The following is a 19,926-nucleotide window of genomic DNA, read 5'->3' as shown; positions in this document are numbered from 1 at the left end:
GGATGATCAACAACGAGGATACGTGCTATGCAGCAGCTCTACCCAATTCTCTGTGAACCGCGACTAGTCGAGCCACTTTGGGGTGGTCAGCGACTGGCGTCATGGCTTGATCTGCCACCTCCTCATCCCGAACGACTAGGCGAAATCTGGCTGATTTTCGATAGCAACCGGGTGAGCAATGGTGCATTGGCCGGTATGACAATTGCCGACCTGGCCCGTATGTATGGTCCGGCCCTGGTTGGCACACGCCCATTTGCCCGCTACGGCGCCGATTTGCCGCTGTTGGCCAAATTCATCGACGCTGCCGACCGACTTTCGGTGCAGGTGCATCCCGACGATGAATACGCCCACACATTTGAAGCGCATACCGGCTTCCACGGCAAAACCGAAGCCTGGTACATCTTGGCTGCCGAACCAAACGCAACTGTGACCCTCGGCACTCGCACTCACATAGAACGAGCAACCCTGGCAACGGCGATCAATGACGGGACAGTTGAAGATTTACTGGCCGAGCAACCGGTGCAGGCCGGCGACCTGATCTTCGTTCCTGCCGGTACGATTCACGCCATTAATGCCGGTATCATGTTGTTTGAAATTCAGCAGAAATCGGACCTCACCTACCGGTTATACGACTACAACCGGCGTGATGCCCGCACCGGTCAGCTTCGCCCTTTACATATCGAACAGGCGCTGGCGGTGAGCCGCCTAGAACCGGCTCGTACCGCCCGTTTACGCCCGCTCGTCCTGGATGAGCAGCGCGAACTTCTGGTGGCATGTCCATCGTTCGCGCTCGAACGCTGGCAGATTCGGGGACAATTGACGGCTACCACCGATCCGGCTTCGCTCGAAATCCTGACAGTGATTGCCGGTACAGCGCAACTGATCTGGCAGCAGACAGTGATCGAATTGCGACAAGGCATAGCGGTCTTGTTACCGGCAACCCTGGGTGAATACCAGATCATGAGTCATAATGGAGTATTCCTCCGTTCATACATTCCCGACATACCAGCGTTGATAACCTCGGTTGGCGTTGAACCAGGCGCTGGCCCGATCTTCCTGTAAGCTGATGACAGAAGAGACCTTCACGCTTCCGAACACACGCCGCTTCTTTGTCAACCCGGCCTGGCTGCGTACCGATCAGATCGTGATCGACGATCCGACGCTCATTCATCAATGGGCACGGGTCTTGCGTCTGCGGACCGGTGATCGAGTCATATTACTCGATGGACAAGGAATGGCAGCAGTGGTCGAAATTACTCACCTTGATCGTCGGCTAGCCCACGGACAGATTATTGCCCGCTGTCAGGCAAGCGGTGAGCCAGCGGCCATCTTTGATCTCTATCTGGCCTTGATTCGTCCTGAGCGATTTGAATGGGCGTTGCAGAAAGCCGTTGAGTTGGGGGCACATCGTATCGTACCGGTCGTGTTCGCCCGTTCGCTCAGCAGGGATCAGATTGATGCACATCGGCTGGCCCGCTGGCAACGCATTGTCACCGAAGCAGCCGAGCAATCGGGGCGAGGGCGGTTACCTGTGGTCAGTCAGCCGCAACCCTTTCTGACAGCCATCGGCGCTGCGCATACTGTTGATCTGGCAATACTTCTCGATGAACAAGCCACAACACATTTGCGTACTGTGTTGCAGCAGCAGCCATCGCTGCGCCAGATCGCAATCTACTCTGGTCCAGAGGGTGGTATCGATCCCCATGAACGTGCTGTTGCCAGCGATCACGGTATTCAGGCAGTGTCGTTAGGACCACGCATCTTACGGGCAGAAACTGCCCCCATAGCGGCACTGGCTATGCTTCAATACGCACTTCATACCTAGAAAAGATATGACAATGGAACGGGTATGGATGATTATCGGCAAGATAATCCAGTGGCTGGCAGTGATTGCCATCGCCTTTCTCGGTGGTTGGGTTACCGGTCGGATTGTCGGCGTTTCACCAATTGATGTGTTTATTAGCGGTGTTTCTAACGCCGATGCCCGGCTGCTTACGCCCGGTGAACGACGCCAACAGGCTGCTATCTTCTGGGATGTTTGGGACCTGGTTGAGGGCAACTTCTACCGCCCAGAAGTGATCGACCGCAAGCGCATGATCTACGGGGCAATCCGAGGCATGCTGGCGACCCTCGACGATCCCTATACCTTTTTTCAGGAACCGGAAGAAGCACAGCAGAATCGCGAGTCGATGGAAGGACGGTATGAAGGGATCGGCGCATACCTGCGTGTTGAGAAAGGTATGATCATTATTGATCGCCCTATCCCCAATTCGCCTGCGCTGAAGGCCGGTCTTCAGCCGGGTGACATCATTCTGGCAGTTGATGATCAACCGCTTGCCGAGCTTATTGCCGGTCTGAATGATCGCGATGCCAGTGCCCGTGCAATCAGTCTGATTCGCGGCCCGGCTGGTACCGTTGTCCGCCTGACCATCCGTCGGCCAGCCGAAGATCGCGTCTTTACGGTGGCAATCACGCGCGCCGCTATTCCGATCATTACTGTAAACAGTGCTCTCCTAGACGATGGAATTGCCTACATCCAGATCACGGAATTTAAGGCAACCACTACCGAGCTGCTGGATAACGCAATTGCTGAATTACGTCCGCAACGACCACGAGCGATTGTGCTCGATCTAAGGAACAATTCCGGCGGCTTCTTAACAACTGCGCAAGAGGTATTGGGTCGGTTCTACGATGGCGTCGCTCTGTACGAACAGGAACGTGGCGGTGTACAGAAAGAGTTGCGTACTATCACCGCCGCTCCTGATCGTCGTCTCTTTGATATGCCGATGGTTGTCCTGGTCAACGGTAGCTCAGCCAGCGCCGCCGAAGTCGTAGCAGGGGCCTTACGCGATCAACGACCAGACACCGTATTGCTCGGTGAACGCACCTTTGGCAAAGGGTCGGTGCAAAATATCTATACCCTCCGTGATGGTAGTAGCGTGCGAATCACGATCGCCCGTTGGCTGACCCCAAGTGGAGAAGCTATCAATGGCGTTGGGATTACTCCCCAACACGTTGTGCCGGCCTCCAACGATCCTGCCTATGCCGCACCGTGTGTACCTGACCGCATCGCAGAACAGAGCTGTGCTGATGCACAACTCTATTGGGCACTCCGGCTCTTACGAGAGGGAATTGCACCGCCGCCACCACCCCCACCTGAAACTGTAACGGCCCCCTGATGGAGGCCGTTAACCAGGCAGTGGGCCAAGGGGCAAGCGCGAGGAAGTGGTTTGCAACCACCGCGTGAGGTAGAGATTGGGGAGGCAGAGATCCTGACTGGCAGGGATGACACGGATGAAAACCATCGCGTGTCCAATCTCGTGACAGCCCACTGCCACCTGGCACAACTTCAGTATAACAGTGAACCGGTATCAACAAAAGAGAACGGGTAGCTACCACGGGTAACAATTTCCTTACTGTCGTCAGATGAAAGAGCACCTTATGCTATGATAGCCAGGATATGATAACCAGGCAGTGCATTGAGCCGATGTAACCGTTACGATACCTGGCTCGTTGACAAATGGGATATAATTAGAACAAACGATCTAATCGGTGGGGGTGGTCTGAGATGGTCATGAACAATCCACGCCCTTTTATCCGTCCTGAACCACGATTGAAAGACGGGCAAAACACTGAACTACGTGAATACCTGCTGCTTGAACGGCTTGGGCAGGATGAGTTATCGATCATCTATCGAGCAGTTCATCAGACGCTCAACCGACCGGTCTTTATTTCGTTGTTGCGTCGTCACGACTGGATTTCCAGCAGCCGGTTTCAATTAGCAGCGCGCCTTGCTGCAAGCCTGAGCCATCCCCATCTGTTACCGGTGATCGATGCCGGTCACGATGATCGCTATGGCGATTATATGGTGACGCCATATATCGATGCCCGTCCACTGAGCGACCTGCTGAGCGAAGGTCTGCTTGACCTGGCATTGACAATGCGGATCATTACCCAGATCGCGGATGTCCTTGATTATCTTCACGAACAGCAGGTCGTCCATCGTGACGTACAACCGGCCAACATTCTGGTGACACCGCAGGGCAATGCCTATCTCACCAATCTCAGCCTTGCTGCTGCTCCCGACGCACCCGATTTGAGCCAGATCGATGAGGCAGATTATGTGACACCCTATTCGGCCCCAGAATTGCGGCTGGCCGAGCATAAAGCCAGTCCTGCCCTTGATATTTATAGTCTCGGCGCTGTCGCGTATCATCTCCTCAGTGGTGAACTCCCACCCACCGGCCTGATTGTCGAGTTAGACCTCGCCGGGAAACCAGAGGCACTTGCCCTGGCCGAACGAGTCCTCTTGCGGATGTTATCACCCCATCCAAACGTGCGTTTCACGACTGCCGGTGCTGCTGCAAACGCATTACGGCTGGCACTCCGCACTCTGCTCGATCAGACCACCACTGATATGGAGGAGTCGCGCTGGGAAACATGCGCTGAGTGGTTCGAGAATCCGCTCGAACTGGCACTGAGTGCGGAACTGGCCGATCTGGCCAGCCAGTTTCACGATTTTCTCAGCGAAGCGCGGAAGCGCGCCGACAAGTGGCATCGCCGTAATTATGTCCGGCAGTGGCTTAATAACTGGAGCCGGAAGGGCTACTTCCGCCGCGCTGCGTTAGGACAACTGATCGAGTTCGAGTCGATTGCCAGCTTTAACATTTATTTCTACGAGTTGCAGGTACTCTACGAAACTCGTACTGAGCCAACTATCCGAACGAGACCAATGCGTCTCGATGAACGGCCACAAGCCGAACCGGCCCTGGAACTCTGGAACGTTCCGCTACCGGCTCCGCAAGATTTTAACTCGGAAGCAGGTGGTGAAGTTGTATTGCCGGGTTCGCGCCGCTTCTTTACCTGCCCGGAATGTAAAGGAGCAGGGCAAGTGATGTGTCCACAGTGCCAGGGCAAAGGGATCGTTAAACCTCGCAAACGACGCAATGATGAAGCCGATCCAATCGAACAGACCTGTCCCACCTGTAAAGGGTACCAGAAGATTCGCTGTGAGAAATGTCAAGGGAATGGGAATCTGGCTGAAGAAAAGGTGTTCCGCTGGTCACGACGTGCGATTGAGTACAGTAATGATGACGATAGCGAAGGGTTACCCAACAACGTCCGTGCGCTCCTCCGTCAGCGTGCGCAGCAGGTCTATGAAGCAGAGATTGATCTCTACGACAGTCAGTGGCGTAGTGTGGGGTCATTGAGTGCCTTGATCGATCAGGCGATTACGAAAGCCGGTAAAGATACCCGACCGCTACGGGCGATGCTGCGGATAAAAGGCGTGACCATGACCCAAATTAATGGCATTCTCGACGATCAAGAGTGTGAGCTGTATCTGATCGGGCCAGACGATATGCTCACGAGCACTGTGCCCCTCTGGAATCTCGAACGGATTGCGCTGGTCGCATTGACGGCTTTGCTTGTGGTGCTATTAGTCATAGGGGCACTTTTCGTCTTGTCGTAACAGGCCGATCATCACCTGATTGTACGCGGGCATGAATACCGCACAGAGTATCTGTGGCTTTGCAGCGTTTTTACCCTACCCGACAGGAGATGGAGGTGAGGAGGGAGAGGGACGGATAGCTTCCCCTTCCAAGGTGCTCTAACCAGTCTTCTGTTAACTCGCCGATCATGCACGTCATCGCAGCAGGAGAGATAGGTTCGACCCTCTGCCCTCGCTTGCGGGTACCTGGGGATGAGGTGTACTGAATGCGTCAACTGATGGGTCTCGGCCACCCACCGCATACGCGGATCAGAGACCCGCGCACCCAGGTGGTTGACATCAGCTCTGCTCACGTCGACTTCGTTCCCGGCCAAACGCAATAATTTCATCGAGGAATCGTGATGGTTTCAGCCGCTGCCCCCGGTTACGGCTCGCTGTCCACGAGAGATAGAGCCGCTCGCCAGCACGGGTGAGCGCAACGTAGCACAATCGTCGCTCCTCTTCCAGTGCCGCAGGATCGCCTATACTTCGCTCGTGCGGCAGCGTACCCTCTTCGAGACCGACCACGAACACAAAGGGCCATTCCAGACCTTTTGCAGCGTGAATCGTTAAGAGCTGAACGCGATCACGTTCGTCGTCTTCATCATCAACATTAGTCATCAGTGCTACTTCTTGCAAAAACGAACGTAGATCGGTGTGCTCTTCAGCCGCCCGGATCAACTCTTGCAAATACGCACGAGCTTCGGCCAGCTCCTCTGCATCGAAACGTTCAGCTAAGGCAGCCATGTAGCCACTCTGTTCCAACACGTCGGCTAACAGGTGATCGGGCGGCATCGTGCCTTCGGCTAACCGCCACCAGCGCTGCAACAGTGCAAAGAGCCGACGCGCCCCCTCAACCGCACGTGCACTCAGACCAAGAATAACGCCAGCGTGACCGAGTGCCATGCTAAGGGTCAACGACTGAGATGCGGCATAAGCGGCGATAGTTGCCAACGCCTGTCCGCCCAAACCACGGGCTGGCACATTGGCAATCCGTGTCAGGCTCAGATGATCGGCAGGATTCGCGATACAGCGCAGATAAGCCAGTGCATCACGTACCACTGCTCGATCAAAGAAACTTACGCCACCACGAACCAGGTAGGGAATACGAGCGTGACGAAAAGCCTGCTCGAACGGACGACTCATGTGTCGTGTCCGGTAGAGCACGGCAATCTCGCGTAATTGTCGTCCCTGTCGCTGAAGATCGGCAATGGTGCGCGCTACTTGTTCAGCCTCATCACGGCTATCTTTCGCCTCACTGATCAAGACACAGCGTTCACTATTGACTCGTGCAGCAGCGCGCAACTCCATCGGCGCTACACTCCGACTATGCCGGATGATGGCGTAGGCCGCATCGAGAATTGGCTGTCGCGAACGGTAATTGGTCGTCAACTCTATGACTTGGGCATCGGGAAAATCGGTTGAAAACCGGCTGATAATGCTGTGATCAGCGTTACGGAACCCGTAGATACTCTGCATTGCATCACCCACCACGAAGAGCGAACGGGGACGTTGCGTCGTTGGCCGGGTGAGCAGCTCGATCAAAGCGTGCTGACTTGGATCCGTATCCTGATATTCATCAACCAATACATGGTGCCAGCGTTGCTGATACGTGGACAGCAGATCAGGATCATCACTTAACAAACGGTAGGTATTTAGGATCAAGTCGTCAAAATCGAGGGCATTCGCCTGCTCAAGTGCACGCTGATAACGTCGGTAACAGGCCGCAATAAAACGATCAAGCGGATCGACAGCAAATCGCGCCATCAGCCGAGGGGTAAGCATACGACTTTTGGCCCGTGAAATCAGGCGTAGCACTTCATCAGCCTCGATTGTACGCGGCGGAGTCTCGGTAACTGCGGCCAGCGCTTCTGCTACCAGTTGTAACTGCTCGTCTTCAGAATAAATGGAAAATGAGGCAGTGTACCCCTTTAAACGACCTTCAATCGACTCACGCAGAATACGGGTGCAGACGGCGTGAAACGTCCCACTAGTCAGACCACGAATCCGGGCGCCGAGTAAATGGCGTAACCGTTCGCGCATCTCTCGTGCCGCTTTGTTGGTGAACGTCACCGCCAGAATCTGTTGCGGTGCCACACCATAATGCGTGATCAAATACGCAATCCGCAACGTAAGTACCCGTGTCTTGCCACTACCGGCACCCGCTTTGACCAACACTGGCCCAATGGGTGCAGTCACGGCTAATCGCTGCGCCGGATTAAGGTGATTCAACAATTCCATAGCTGATCCTCGATACGACAGGTCATCTCTCCCGTCGGGCCAGCGCATTATACCAAACCGCAGGATAGCCCCATTCCATCACAATGGCACACGAACAGCCATGCATTATCGCGAACCCGTCCTGAGAACCTGATCAAAAACCCAGCCTTCTCATTGGGCACGTCTCGTCCCTGTGCAACCATTGCGTGAGGGGTGCCAACATGCTTTCGCGCGCCATGTTCCATCCCCCCTTCCTCCTTCCCCCTTCCTCTCCCGCAGCGCGGGAGAGGAAGGGGGCCGGGGGGGAAGGTGCGGGCGCCAGGAGGCAGGTGCGGGCGCTAGGGGGCAGGTGCAAATGCCAAGAGGCAGGTGCGAACGCCAGGAGGCAGGTGCGAACGCCAGGCAGGTGCGGGGACACCCTCCCCCTTCCTCTCCCGCAGCGCGGGAGGGAAGGGGGCCGGGGGGAAGGTGAGGGGGAAATCGGACAACGACGGGCCGTTACACCACCTTATCAAAATCAAAATTGGTTGGCTTGTATGTCAGACGTGCATCCAGATCGGCGAGACGGCCAATGCGCTGCAAACCTACGGCACTTCCTTTGTAGTACGGGATAATGACCGCCGGGTCAACATACGGTGTGGTCAGACTATTCGTAGTCGCCCGCGGGTGAGCAAACAGCATAAAGATCACACCCGGTTTAACACTGTTACTCACTACAGTGTATGCCATTGTCTCGCCGTAGTCGTTGAACAGGCGCACAATATCACCTGGCTGGAGACCCTCCTTCTTTGCGTCCTCTGGACTAATCTCGATGTATGGCAATGGCGTTCGTTCGGCAAAGAAGGGCATGTTCATGTCGTTGTAGAGAGTCTGCCAGTTATTGTTGCGCCCGTTAGTCATGAAGTATGGATACTTGTTGATCTGCTCCTGGACGATGGCCGGGAATCCGGGCCACGGCGTCGGCAGCATCTTGGCCTTGCCACTTTCGGTGTAGAAGGGTTCACCGTTTTCAAAGAAACGTACCCGTCCCTGCGGCTTACCGTTGACAATAGTTACCGGGGTCTGAATACCGTTGTTACCGGCTGCCTTGAGGAAGGCGTAATCAACACCCTTGTATCGTTCAACACTGGCCTTCACGCCATCGGCAAACGACTGACCACCTTCCAGGAAGACTTCTTCAGCCGTTTTCCACTCGAAACCGCTGAATCGTTGAGCGATGTCGGCATTACCGTCAGCTTGGGCCAGGGCTTTGATACGCTGAGCCAGCATCCCCAAAATCTTCCAGTCTGGCTCGGCGATACCTGGTGGGTCCATGAACTTCTCGTACAGCCGCAAACGACGTTCACCGTTGATTGACGTAATCGGACTTTCGCCCCAGGCTGCTGCTGGGAAGACCACGTGGGCATGCTTTGCCGTCTCGGTGGGGTAGATGTCTTGCACGATGATAAACAACCCACCTTGCTTGACAGCATCGAGGATAGCCTGTGCTTTCGTTGCATTGTCAGCGGCGAAGTTGGCATCAAGTGCGTCTCTGACCAGCTTCCCACGGGTTTGTAACGTCTCGCGCATGCGCTGCGCATTGAGGGTGGTTACCGCCGGGTTGCACCCAACGACGTAGAAGACATTCCCCTGCCCCTGGCTAAGCAGATCATCAACATACGGCGCGGGGCGTGGGCCGGGGTAGCCAGGGCGCACATATCCTTCCTGATGCCCTCCCAGGCGACCACAACCTGTACCAGGTTTGCCAAGGTTGCCGGTCAGGAGTGTCAGATTGACAATACTACCGATATTCTCGTAATTCTTCAATCCCCAGATAACACCCTTCTCGTACAGGAAGATTGCCCGCGGTCGAGTCCCATCGCTCTTAGTCTCGGCAATCCAGCTTGCAGCCTGCTCGATCTGGGTGCGTGACAGGCCGGTGATTTTTTCGGCTTCGGCCAATACCTCATCGAGACTCTTACTGATCTGGAGACTCTGATCGAGTAAGGGCTGCACCGTTTCCGCTTCGACCCGGTTGGCGACAAAATCTTTATCATGCCATTGCCGTTCGTAGACGACCCGTGCGATCGCGTTGGCCAGCGCAATATCGGTGCCAGGGTTGAGTTGCAGATGCAACACCCGATCCTTTCCGGCGGCCTGCTCGCTAACGACCACTGTGGCCGTGCGTCGCGGATCGATAATGATGATCCGGCCGGGGCCAACCTGTTCGCCTGGACGAGCGTCCTTTTTGGCGTTTACCGTTGTGCCCTGGATATTCGGGAGCATATGGACCAGGTAGAAGTTTGTGTGAGATTCGTAGGAATTAGCGCCCCATAACACGATGGTATCGGCGAGTTCAGCATCGACGTAAGCATAATTGAGTTCAGGCACCCCCATGTCGCGCGAGGCATGAACTTCAGAATTGTACGCCGGACGGTTGTGGATCGAGCAGTTGATCGTCTGGACGGCGTTGAAGAAGAATTTCCCAACCGCCCAATTGTTCTCAAATCCACCGCCGCCGCCGCCGTGGTCAAAGATTTTCATAAAGATCGAGTTGTTGCCGTCGCGCTGGATACTGCCATAGATAACGCGCGCTGCCAGATCTATCGCATCGTCCCACGTTGTTGGTACCTGCTCGGTGGCGCGGTAGACGAGGGGATGGGTTAGACGAACATGGGTTGGGCCGTCTGGCCGATAGAGGCTGCTGCCGAGTGAACCTCCACGCGCCGAGTGTTGTCCCTTATTGACCACACATTCCTTGTCAGGGACGATAGCAATATGATAGCGACGACCATCACGCTCGGTAATGATCGAATGATGAGCAGGGGCAATCCAGTTACCACTTAGCGGAGCGACCTGTTTGGTAAAATCTACTCCCAGCGCGTTCTGATCGGGAAGCAATCCTCCTGAGCGTCCCTCTGGCCACTTGTAGACATGATAGCCACATCCGACAATGCAATAATGGCATACGGTTTGATATTTTTCAGCATCGACCGGCGGTAACACCAATCGATCGGCTGGACGGTACACAGGCATAGTCTTTCCCTCCTATAGCTCAGTCAGGCTGAGATTATGCGGTCGTCCGTAGATCAGTCCCTGCACCCCAACTGCGTAAATATCCTGGCCCTCTACCTCTAGGATAATGCGTGGTAGATTCTGGGTCGCTGGCCCACTAATGAGAATCGCGTCGGCTTCAGCATCGAAATGGCTGTAGTGGCACGGACAGACAAAAATTTTGGTGGCCGGATCGTAGTTCATGGGGCATCCCATGTGGGTGCATAATCCGCTGTACGCCACGATGTCTTCGTCTGGTCCCACGCCGCCAGGAACCTTTTTCCCTAGCTTGAGAACCTGGATCGGAGAAAGCTGGTCAGGGTAGGTGGCACCGAACACTCCATTTTTCAGATCGTTGAGGGTCGCGATCTTCAGGCGTGGGTAGGGTAAGACCTCACTGATCAGCGGGACCTCAACCTTTTCGGTAACGACAACCGGTGATGGAGCCGGAGCCGGTGTAGGAACCTGCGCTTGCGGAGCTGACGTTGGTGGAACGGCGGTTGGTGCGGGTGGCGGAGCGGCACACGCGGCCAAGATGGCAGCAGCGCCGCTGACTGAGCCTAGTTTGAGAAAACTCCGTCGGTCGAGACGCCCCTTCGTCGGGCGATCGGTCTCCTCTTCCGGGAGCCTGACCTCTTGATCTGTCATAGATCTCACTCCTCGCTTGCTAAGGAATCTGATAGCTTTAGGATATTCGTAGTATAGACTACTGATCTCAAAGAGGTGAAGATCCGAAATGGTCAGATTAACGATCCAAAGAGGTCAATAAGTAGGGGTGATGGCGACTGGCGCTTGGCGCCAGCCCAGAACGATGGCCGTTTCGGCAGAGATGACGTCCTTCCGGTCAGGTTATCGCCGTAAATCGGCTGCCCTCCCGGTTATGAAGGAGGCAAGACGTTCCATATAAATACCGTTAGAGTTGTTGAGAATAATAACGAGCGTTGATCTATAGCTGCATTCATTTGTGATGATTTTTCAGGTAACGCCTGTTTGGGATATTTCACTGTATCTGCGATACAGGAACCGGTTGTACACTCCCTTGTGCAAAAAGACCGGTGGGCAGGGGGCATGGTTGGGTGTTGTCGCCGTGCACTGCAATTCCCTTCCTGATAACGGCTGGCGGGAAGCCCTCAAATCCATCCACGACGTACTGCCTCGGCAACTAGTTGAGTACGATTCCGTACCCCAAGGAGCTTGATCAGTTCTTGAATTCTACGTTTGACCGTTACTTCACTCATATGCAACATTGTCCCAATTTCGGCTGTGGTTGCACCATTGGCCAGTGCTCGTAGCAAGCGTAGGGCACTTTCATCATCCGCTAACGCCTGCCGTAAGCGCTCGCGCTGTAGCTCAGCGACATTGGTGAAGAGTACCCCAACCAGATGTGGTGAGATGACATATTCACCGCTGGCGACCGTGCGGATGGCATCAATAATGGCGGTGTACGCGCTGTGTTTCAAGAGAAAGCCACGTGCTCCGGCTTCGATAGCCGCGATTACGTAATCGGGTTCGTTATAGTTGGAAAGTACCAGGCAGGCTGGCGATGGCGATAGTTCGCGCATTTGGCGCAAGACGCCAATGCCATCGACGCTGGGCATACGTAAATCGATAGTGATAACATCAGGTTTTAAGGTGGTTGCTAACGAAACCACTTTGGTGCCGTCATCGGCTTCCCCAACCAGTGTCATATCACTTTGCTGACGAATGAGACTGCGCAGACCTTCGCGCACAATCGGGTGATCATCTACAATGAGAACCCGAATCACGCTCTCCTCCTTCGGTAGGCTTAGGACGACCAGATCGGTCTGGCCGAGGGTTAGCTATCATTCTGCATCAGGCTGCCGATTGTGTTCCTCACCCTGAGCACCCTTGCAATAGGTTTTTTATGCGTTTGAAGTTAATTAATTATACCTGAAACTACCTCTTTTGTTGGCTGCAAGAGCAGGCAACCAGAGATTTCTGTTCGGTTATCGAAGGTGATCGGACGATGTGCTGCGGAGCGATACCGACGAACCACACGCCTCCGCTGCCGATGATCCCTGAAGTCTGCCATGACTTAAGTCCACTACCGGAAGGCTTCAACTGTCGCATCTTCTTGCAAGCGGCAGCGAGACGCTTCCCCGCCCGTCCGCCCTATATTTCCTTCATCACCATTGCCGGTTCGTGAAAACTTGCCAATCCCTGGTGCGGGCCTCTGACCTGCATCTCGCAGTGTATGGCCAGAGAGCTGTGTCTGGCGCATCAGTATGCCATCTAGGATCGGTTTTCAACCCACGATCATCGCCGAGAGAAAGACGTTGCAACCCTCTCAACCGGCGCTATCCGATGGTTGGTTAGCAGATTGACTCGCTGCACCGCTTGTATTGCCGATAGTGGCGTGCTATGCTCGAAGGTAGCGAGACTGTACATATTCATCTTGGCTTTACCGCAGCTCGTTAAGGAGCTATCTCATGGCAATACCGAACGTTGAGCATCGTCAATCACCGTTGCTCTGGCATGCACTCGATCTACCTGCTGTATACACTGAACTATACACTTCACCACAGGGCTTGACCGGTGACGAAGCGGCGCGCCGATTAACGCTGTACGGTCCAAACGAACTGCAAGCGACGACTCGTATTTCACCCTGGACAATTCTGCTCAATCAATTCAAGAATATCCTGATCATTATCCTGCTAATCGCTACTGGCCTGTCAATACTCCTTGGGCACGGTATCGAATCGATTGCCATCATTGTCATCGTACTCTTCGCTGTTTTGCTCGGCTTTATTCAGGAATACCGTGCTGAGCGAGCAATTGAAGCGCTCCGGCAGATGGCAGCTCCCAACGCCACTGTCTTGCGTGATGGCCGTGAGCAGGTTGTACCGGCTCGCACACTGGTGCCTGGCGACATCGTGCTCTTGCGTGCTGGCGACCGTGTACCGGCTGATCTGCGCCTGATCGAGGCAGTTAATCTTCAGATCGAAGAAGCTGCGCTTACCGGCGAGTCACTTCCGGTTGAGAAGACTGCCGCGATAACCTTACCGCCATCAGTACCCGTCGCCGAGCGCAAGAATATGGTCTACGCTGGAACTTCGGTCAGTTACGGACGCGGACGTGGCATTGTCGTGGCGACCGGCATGCAGACGGAGTTTGGCACGATTGCCACGATGTTGCAGACGATTGAAACCGGGCGAACACCGCTGCAAGAGAATCTCGACCAGGTTGGTCATACGCTGGCGCGCGTCGCGTTGGTCATTGTGGCTGTTATTACTCTGCTCGGCTTCTGGCGTGGTCAGCCACTGGTCGAGATGATCATCTTTGGGATAGCCTTAGCCGTCGCCGTTGTTCCTGAAGCCTTACCGGCAGTAGTGACTATCTCGCTGGCAATCGGAGTACAGCGCATGGTGAAGCGGAATGCGCTGATGCGACGCCTGCCAGCAGTGGAGACGTTGGGGAGTACGTCGGTGATTTGTACCGACAAAACCGGCACACTGACGAAAGACGAGATGACGGCCCGCCGGGTGTTTGTTGCCGGTCGTTGGTGGGAAATTACCGGTTCCGGTTATGAGCCGGTCGGTGAGTTTCGCTGTGACGATCACCTCGTCCTGCCCGATGAGGCAGTTTGTCAGTTGTTGCGCGCTGCTACGCTTGCTTCCGATGCACGGGTTGTCTACCGCGATCAGCGCTGGCAAGTACAGGGTGATCCGACCGAAGCGGCGCTGATCGTAGCTGCGATGAAAGCTGGTCTGGTTGTTGATGACCTGGTTGCCAATGCGCCACGTGTGGCCGAGATTCCGTTTTCTTCGGAAACCAAACGCATGATTACCCTGCATCACGAACACGGGGAGACGGTTGCCTACGCCAAAGGGGCACCAGAGGTCATTGTGGCCGCGTGTCGTCATTGGCTGGCACCACACGGAGTCGCGCCGCTGAGTCTGGCTGACCGGGAAACTATCTTACAGGCAGCGCAAACGATGGCTGAGTCGGCTTTGCGGGTACTGGCAATTGCGACGAAAGCACCGGCTACCCTGAGCGATGCCGAGCACGATCTCACCTTCCTCGGTTTAGTCGGTATGATTGATCCACCTCGTCCCGAGGCGAAAACAGCTATTCAGACCTGTCAGGCAGCCGGTATTCGGGTCGTCATGATAACCGGTGATCACCCGTTAACCGCGGCTGCGATTGCTCGTGAGCTGGGTTTGCTTGTCAATGGACGGGTAATCACCGGTAGTGAACTCGATACCTTAAGCGATGAGGAATTTGCGCGCATAGTCGACACAATCGACGTGTACGCCAGAGTAGCGCCGGTGCATAAGCTGCGTGTGGTGACGACTCTCCAGCAAAAAGGGTATGTGGTGGCAATGACCGGTGACGGCGTGAATGATGCACCGGCGCTTAAAAAGGCCGACATTGGGATTGCAATGGGTATTACCGGTACCGATGTCACGAAAGAGGCAGCCGCAATGACCATCACTGACGACAATTTTGCCTCAATCGTGGCTGCGGTCGAAGAGGGACGACGAATCTTTGGCAATATCAAGAAGTACTTAATGTACCTGCTGTCATCGAATATTGGGGAAATTACCCTGATGGCTGGTGCTACCCTCGCTGGCTTGCCGTTGCCGTTAAGTGCCGTTCAAATCCTGTATGTGAATCTTGCAACCGATGGTCTACCGGCTCTGGCATTGGCAGTTGATCCACCCGACGACGATCTGATGCGCCAGCCGCCACGTGATCCGCGGCGTGGTATCTTCACTCGTCCCATTGTCGGCTTGATGATCGTCGGTGGTTTGTGGTCGGCATTGGTCAATATCGTCCTCTTTGTTTGGGCGTTGCAGAGTGGGCGTGGCATCGTTGAGGCGATGACGATGACCTTCGTTTCGTTGGTGTTGATTCAGTTCTTCAAAGCGTATAACTTTCGTTCCGATCACCTTTCGGTGTTTCATCGCCCCTTTGCGAACCGCTGGCTGAATCTGGCGATCCTGTGGGAAATGCTCTTGTTACTGGCCATCGTCTATCTGCCTTTCTTGCACGAGCCATTTACTACCTTTCCGCTATCACTGATCGACTGGCTCGTCATTGTTGGGGTGGCTTTGAGCGTAGTGCCGGTTCTTGAACTAGCGAAATGGGTCTTACGTCATCGAACACCTGCCGAGACGGTGGTTAGGGTGTCTGATGGTTAGGCAAACATCTGACTATGTGTTGTTTCGCCGATCATACCTGTCAGCGCACGGTAGGGGCGGATTCCCTCCCTGCTCCTCGCTGGCAGTTGAAAGGAGGGATTTAGGGCGATTTGAGGCATTGGGACGAGTTATAAAGCAGCATCCACGGTTTCTCATGAACGGGCCGTGCAGAGTTGGAACTGATGGGCAGTAAGTGGCGCCCCGCACGCATCAATACCGGGTGTGAATGCAGGGTACATGCACCACGTATTGCATGGTATCGGCACAAACATAAATAAGCAATCAAGATATGTTGTAAAATCGTAGTACATAGCGGTTTAGTTCAGACCTCGATCAGCAATCAGCCGGGCAGTGTACCTTGAGGTAGAAGTTCTGCGCTGATGAGCGAGTGCTCGAGATTGCTCCAAGTGTTATTCAAAGACGGTCAAGGTATTGGACAAAGCAGAATCTTCAGGTAGGACGTGCAGGATGCATAAGGGACAGCCATTAGCTGAGGTCTTCGGTTACCTCGTTACAGACCAAACCGAAATAGCGAAGCGGTATCGTTCTCATCGTCTCTGCCCCTTCAACAATAAAGTACCGAACTGTACCAAAGACAAGGCAAGGAACCCGCTTGGCGTCTGTAGTATCAATCATGAGAACTAGGTGGTCATTACCTGTCCAATCCGCTTCCGCCAGGATTGGATCATTACCGACCATGCCGCTTCTTTCTTCTTTGCGGAGGGAGTGAAGTGGACTTCTCTCACTGAGGTTCGTCTAAACGATGCGACAGGTAAGCCCGCCGGCAGCATTGATGTGGTGCTCGTTGCCTATGATGATGCCGGTAAAGTCGTTGATTTTGGCGCCCTTGAGATTCAGGCTGTCTACATTTCTGGGAATGTTCGCGAACCATTCGAGTATTATATCTCTTCTCGAAAGCGACTTGTTCCGCAGCTTGTTTATAAGGGTGGAATCTTACACAGTTGGAATAAGAAAATCGCCGTAGCGCTGAACCGAACTTTTTTTGCTACTTTGCCCACGCTGAAACAAGTTCCAAAGGATCAAGCTGATATTGCATGGCTGGTCTACGATCTAAAAATTCATGCGGACGACAATCATAAACCTGGTCGATACTACCTTACAAAAGTGGATGAGATTTTTACCGATTTCGAGTCGGCTTTGCTTTCTATCACCACACCGCTTCCTGGGCAGATAGGGGATTTCATCAAGTTGCTCCAGGAAAAACTTGATGAACACCTGGAAAATCCGCCAACGAATCAGACCATGGAGAGGCCGTTTTGAACTATGACAAAGCAGCAACAGCTCCCATTGTTTCCTGAACTATCTGACGATAAACCTATCTTGCGTCCGGTAAATGTTGCTTCTGTCCCTCAACGAAGCCCTTTCCGCTATCCCGGTGGAAAGACGTGGTTTGTGCCGGCATTTCGACGCTGGATGAATAGTCTGAAGTACAAACCACGTGTGCTTATAGAACCGTTCGTCGGTGGCGGTATTATTAGCCTTACCGCTCTCTTTGAACAGTGGGTTGAAACGGTCGTGATGGTTGAGTTAGACGATGAGGTTGCATCAGTCTGGCAAACGATTGTTCGTGGTGATGCTGAGTGGTTGGCTCATCAAATCGTGACATTCCAAATGACGAGAGAAAACGTTGAAGCGGAACTTCAGCGGGTTCCGACAACAACAAGAGAGAAAGCATTTCAAACGATTTTGAAGAACTGAACGTTACACGGCGGAATCCTCGCCAAAGGCTCTCGCTTTATCAAGCATGGCGAGAATGGGAAAGGAATTGGCTCTCGATGGTATCCGCAGACCCTTGCGCAGAGAATTATTCATCTCAGTCATATTGCGAGCAGGATTGACTTTCGTCACGATGATGGACTGAAGGTGATGATGGAGTTTGCTGACCGCGAGGATGTCATCTATTTTATTGATCCCCCTTATACTGCTGGTGGCAAGCGGGCAGGGAAACGACTCTATAAACACCACCAGATTGATCATGAGAATTTGTTTACCATATGCGAGACACTCACGGGTAACTTTCTCATGACATACGATGAGTCAGAGGAAGTAAAAGAAATGGCCCGCAGGCATAAATTTCAGATGCGTTTAATACCGATGAAAACTGCTCACCATACGACAATAAGAGAAGTAGTTATTGGAAGAGATATAGCGTGCTTATGAGCCTTATCGTCATGACCGGTGATGATGAGCCACCAGCGTACACGATGATACGTGCGAGTATCTTCACCCCTTCGCGTTTCAGGTAAGCATTTCGCTGTCGCTTATCTTTTCGTATTGGCGAGGCTGTGGGATGATCTATCACACGGTAGGGTACGACATCACTGCGTCCCTACCGTCGTTATACTCGCACAAACCGGTAGGTTCATCTCGTATCTCTCAACTTCCGGCAGGTGGTGCAGATCGAGGGATAGTAGTAACCGGTGGCGGCATGACCTCGTGACTACTGGCAGTTACTTGCGGGTTTTCGTCGGTTGACGAAGCTGGTGATGTTGGTTGTGGTGGGGAAGGTGTGGGAGGCGACGTCACTCTGCGCGTTGGCACAATGGGATCGGGTTGTTTGAGAAAGTCGAGCAGGATTGCGTGGAATTGTTCAGCTTCATCAACGAATGGGAAATGACGGCTGTGTTCCATCCGTACCACTTGCGCGAGAGGAATATGCGTAAAAAGCTGGAGCTGGTTTGGATTGACAATCTCATCACGGGCGCCGTGTACCACTAATGCTGGCACGCGCAAGTTGTCTAACAGTGGTGTGAGGTTGGTACGCCACATTGAATGGATAGCGGCGCGAATAGTATCGGCTGTTGATTTAGTGCTATCTTCCAATACTTCATTCACTTCCGGATCGAGCGAATCGCCGAAGAAGAACCGGAAGAGTGACCGGCGCAACCATGGTCGGCGGGCAAAAAATTCGGCAAAGAATGGGCGATCAACCAGTTTGAGCATCCAGGACAACGAGTTGCCGTCGATCGGTGCACCGACTGTCGCCACGCGAGTTATCCGCCCAGGATGCTCGATGGCGGTCTTCATTGCGACCATTCCCCCCATTGAATGACCAACCAGCGCAGCGCGCTCGATGCCCATTGCATCGAGAAAACGGATGACCTGGTTGGAATATCCCTGGATGGTAGGCATGTCATTTGTGCGCGATTCGCCGAAACCCCAAAAATCGAAGGAGTAAGCTCGGAACTGTTGCGCGACAATCTCCATCGTCGTATACCAGTAGCGCCAGCTTCCCAACCAACCGTGAAGGAAAACGACAGGCTTACCGCGGCCAAAGACTTCGTAATGCACCCGTTGATTATCAATAACGATAATACTCATACTGGCCTCACCGTTGAGGAAGAACTTGCTGATCGTGCCCGCAGTTGCGCAACATTGGTTTCACGTTCGTGAAGAGAGCGGCGTAATCGCCACTGTAGCGTCGCAATATCTTCGGAAATGCTGCGTAACTGGGCCATTTCCTGTTCCAACTCTTCCAGCAGGGTGCGAGCCTGTAGCCCCACCGAAACGTTGATTCGTTCAACCGACAGTTGTGCCAATCGTTCCTGGATTGCAGCCAGGAGACTGAGCAGGTTCGCCCAGGATTCATTCTCGGCGACATCGCGGTGACGTTGCTGTTGCCCGCGATGCTCAATCCAGCGCTGAAGCTGCTGATGGAGCGCAGTGATACGCTCTTCTAACTGTCGTATTGATTGTACGTCAACTTCACTCGCTACAGCGTGATTTTTTGATGCTGTCATCAATTGGGCGAGTTGTTGTTGCAAATTGGTTATCGCTGTGCTTAGTTGGGCCTGTCGCTGCATCACCGCTTCCTGTTCGTTGAGCATATCGAGCAACATATCACGGAGTTGTGCAGCTTCGCGAGCACTTCGACCGGCTTGTTGCTGAAAAAGATGTGGTACATACCAGAGCAGAATAAAAAGTAAAGTGATAATGGCTATACCAAGCGCGATAAAGAATGTTGTCATGGTCATCCTCCTCCATCTATAGTATACGTTT

14 protein-coding genes are annotated in these 19,926 nt (G+C 53.8%); 8 read left to right on the top strand and 6 right to left on the bottom strand.

The window, feature by feature from the left end; genetic code table 11:
- Positions 1 to 27 precede the first annotated feature (27 nt).
- The 4 genes from QTO31_RS16950 (at position 28) to QTO31_RS16935 (ending at position 5,470) form a co-directional block, all read left to right on the top strand.
- Positions 28 to 1,062: a type I phosphomannose isomerase catalytic subunit gene (locus tag QTO31_RS16950; protein WP_301430256.1), complete on the top strand. Its 1,035-nt coding sequence runs from the start codon at positions 28 to 30 to the stop codon at positions 1,060 to 1,062.
- A gap of 4 nt (positions 1,063 to 1,066) precedes the next feature.
- Positions 1,067 to 1,825: a 16S rRNA (uracil(1498)-N(3))-methyltransferase gene (locus QTO31_RS16945; RefSeq protein WP_031460983.1), complete on the top strand. Its 759-nt coding sequence runs from the start codon at positions 1,067 to 1,069 to the stop codon at positions 1,823 to 1,825.
- Between the two features lie 13 nt (positions 1,826 to 1,838).
- Positions 1,839 to 3,179: a S41 family peptidase gene (locus QTO31_RS16940; protein WP_031460982.1), complete on the top strand. Its 1,341-nt coding sequence runs from the start codon at positions 1,839 to 1,841 to the stop codon at positions 3,177 to 3,179.
- A gap of 395 nt (positions 3,180 to 3,574) precedes the next feature.
- Positions 3,575 to 5,470, top strand: a complete 1,896-nt coding sequence (locus tag QTO31_RS16935) for a protein kinase domain-containing protein (protein ID WP_301430254.1) — start codon at positions 3,575 to 3,577, stop codon at positions 5,468 to 5,470.
- Between the two features lie 318 nt (positions 5,471 to 5,788).
- On the opposite strand, the gene QTO31_RS16930 is transcribed toward QTO31_RS16935, so the two are convergent.
- The 4 genes from QTO31_RS16930 to QTO31_RS16915 form a co-directional block, all read right to left on the bottom strand.
- Positions 5,789 to 7,729 (bottom strand): ATP-dependent helicase, encoded by a 1,941-nt coding sequence (locus tag QTO31_RS16930; protein WP_031460980.1) that lies wholly within the window; start codon positions 7,727 to 7,729, stop codon positions 5,789 to 5,791.
- Between the two features lie 477 nt (positions 7,730 to 8,206).
- Positions 8,207 to 10,723, bottom strand: coding sequence for an arsenate reductase (azurin) large subunit (locus QTO31_RS16925; protein WP_301430252.1), 2,517 nt, complete (start codon positions 10,721 to 10,723; stop codon positions 8,207 to 8,209).
- 12 nt (positions 10,724 to 10,735) lie between these two features.
- Positions 10,736 to 11,389 carry an arsenate reductase (azurin) small subunit gene (locus QTO31_RS16920; protein WP_031460930.1) on the bottom strand — a complete coding sequence of 218 codons (654 nt, stop codon included), beginning with the start codon at positions 11,387 to 11,389 and terminating at the stop codon, positions 10,736 to 10,738.
- A gap of 482 nt (positions 11,390 to 11,871) precedes the next feature.
- The gene (locus tag QTO31_RS16915) at positions 11,872 to 12,507 is read right to left on the bottom strand and encodes a response regulator transcription factor (RefSeq protein ID WP_031460929.1); all 636 of its coding nucleotides are present in this window, start codon (positions 12,505 to 12,507) and stop codon (positions 11,872 to 11,874) included.
- 684 nt (positions 12,508 to 13,191) lie between these two features.
- On the opposite strand from QTO31_RS16915, the gene QTO31_RS16910 reads away from it, so the two are divergent.
- The 4 genes from QTO31_RS16910 (at position 13,192) to QTO31_RS19365 (ending at position 18,087) form a co-directional block, all read left to right on the top strand.
- Complete coding sequence (locus QTO31_RS16910) at positions 13,192 to 15,906, top strand: cation-translocating P-type ATPase (RefSeq protein ID WP_301430251.1); 2,715 nt, start codon at positions 13,192 to 13,194, stop codon at positions 15,904 to 15,906.
- A 645-nt stretch (positions 15,907 to 16,551) separates the two neighbouring features.
- Positions 16,552 to 17,187, top strand: a complete 636-nt coding sequence (locus QTO31_RS16905; RefSeq protein WP_330216977.1) for a NotI family restriction endonuclease — start codon at positions 16,552 to 16,554, stop codon at positions 17,185 to 17,187.
- A gap of 3 nt (positions 17,188 to 17,190) precedes the next feature.
- Positions 17,191 to 17,625 (top strand): DNA adenine methylase, encoded by a 435-nt coding sequence (locus QTO31_RS16900; protein ID WP_236631281.1) that lies wholly within the window; start codon positions 17,191 to 17,193, stop codon positions 17,623 to 17,625.
- Between the two features lie 15 nt (positions 17,626 to 17,640).
- Complete coding sequence (locus QTO31_RS19365; RefSeq protein WP_367620656.1) at positions 17,641 to 18,087, top strand: DNA adenine methylase; 447 nt, start codon at positions 17,641 to 17,643, stop codon at positions 18,085 to 18,087.
- Positions 18,088 to 18,303: 216 nt separating this feature from the next.
- Here QTO31_RS19365 and QTO31_RS16890 read toward each other — a convergent pair whose 3' ends face one another.
- Together QTO31_RS16890 and QTO31_RS16885 are read right to left on the bottom strand one after the other, a co-directional pair.
- Entirely contained in the window at positions 18,304 to 19,248 is a 945-nt protein-coding gene (locus tag QTO31_RS16890; RefSeq protein ID WP_051871196.1) for an alpha/beta fold hydrolase, read from the bottom strand.
- Positions 19,245 to 19,895 carry a hypothetical protein gene (locus tag QTO31_RS16885; RefSeq protein ID WP_031460925.1) on the bottom strand — a complete coding sequence of 217 codons (651 nt, stop codon included), beginning with the start codon at positions 19,893 to 19,895 and terminating at the stop codon, positions 19,245 to 19,247. The genes QTO31_RS16890 and QTO31_RS16885 overlap by 4 nt, the downstream gene beginning before the upstream one ends.
- Positions 19,896 to 19,926 lie beyond the last annotated feature (31 nt).

It is taken from the genome of Chloroflexus sp. MS-CIW-1 (genome assembly GCF_030444705.1).
In the GTDB taxonomy this organism is placed as follows: domain Bacteria; phylum Chloroflexota; class Chloroflexia; order Chloroflexales; family Chloroflexaceae; genus Chloroflexus.
The sequence above is the reverse complement of the archived record's forward strand: the minus strand, read 5'-3'. Positions and strand labels throughout refer to the sequence as shown.

Excerpts from the sequence above, each read along its gene's own strand:
- QTO31_RS16890 (WP_051871196.1), bottom strand. The coding sequence starts at position 19,248 with ATGAGTATTATCGTTATTGATAATCAACGGGTGCATTACGAAGTCTTT.
- QTO31_RS16935 (WP_301430254.1), top strand. The coding sequence starts at position 3,575 with ATGAACAATCCACGCCCTTTTATCCGTCCTGAACCACGATTGAAAGAC.
- QTO31_RS16945 (WP_031460983.1), top strand. The coding sequence starts at position 1,067 with ATGACAGAAGAGACCTTCACGCTTCCGAACACACGCCGCTTCTTTGTC.
- QTO31_RS16950 (WP_301430256.1), top strand. The coding sequence starts at position 28 with ATGCAGCAGCTCTACCCAATTCTCTGTGAACCGCGACTAGTCGAGCCA.
- QTO31_RS16940 (WP_031460982.1), top strand. The coding sequence starts at position 1,839 with ATGGAACGGGTATGGATGATTATCGGCAAGATAATCCAGTGGCTGGCA.
- QTO31_RS16900 (WP_236631281.1), top strand. The coding sequence starts at position 17,191 with ATGACAAAGCAGCAACAGCTCCCATTGTTTCCTGAACTATCTGACGAT.
- QTO31_RS16925 (WP_301430252.1), bottom strand. The coding sequence starts at position 10,723 with ATGCCTGTGTACCGTCCAGCCGATCGATTGGTGTTACCGCCGGTCGAT.
- QTO31_RS16910 (WP_301430251.1), top strand. The coding sequence starts at position 13,192 with ATGGCAATACCGAACGTTGAGCATCGTCAATCACCGTTGCTCTGGCAT.
- QTO31_RS16885 (WP_031460925.1), bottom strand. The coding sequence starts at position 19,895 with ATGACAACATTCTTTATCGCGCTTGGTATAGCCATTATCACTTTACTT.
- QTO31_RS16930 (WP_031460980.1), bottom strand. The coding sequence starts at position 7,729 with ATGGAATTGTTGAATCACCTTAATCCGGCGCAGCGATTAGCCGTGACT.
- QTO31_RS16920 (WP_031460930.1), bottom strand. The coding sequence starts at position 11,389 with ATGACAGATCAAGAGGTCAGGCTCCCGGAAGAGGAGACCGATCGCCCG.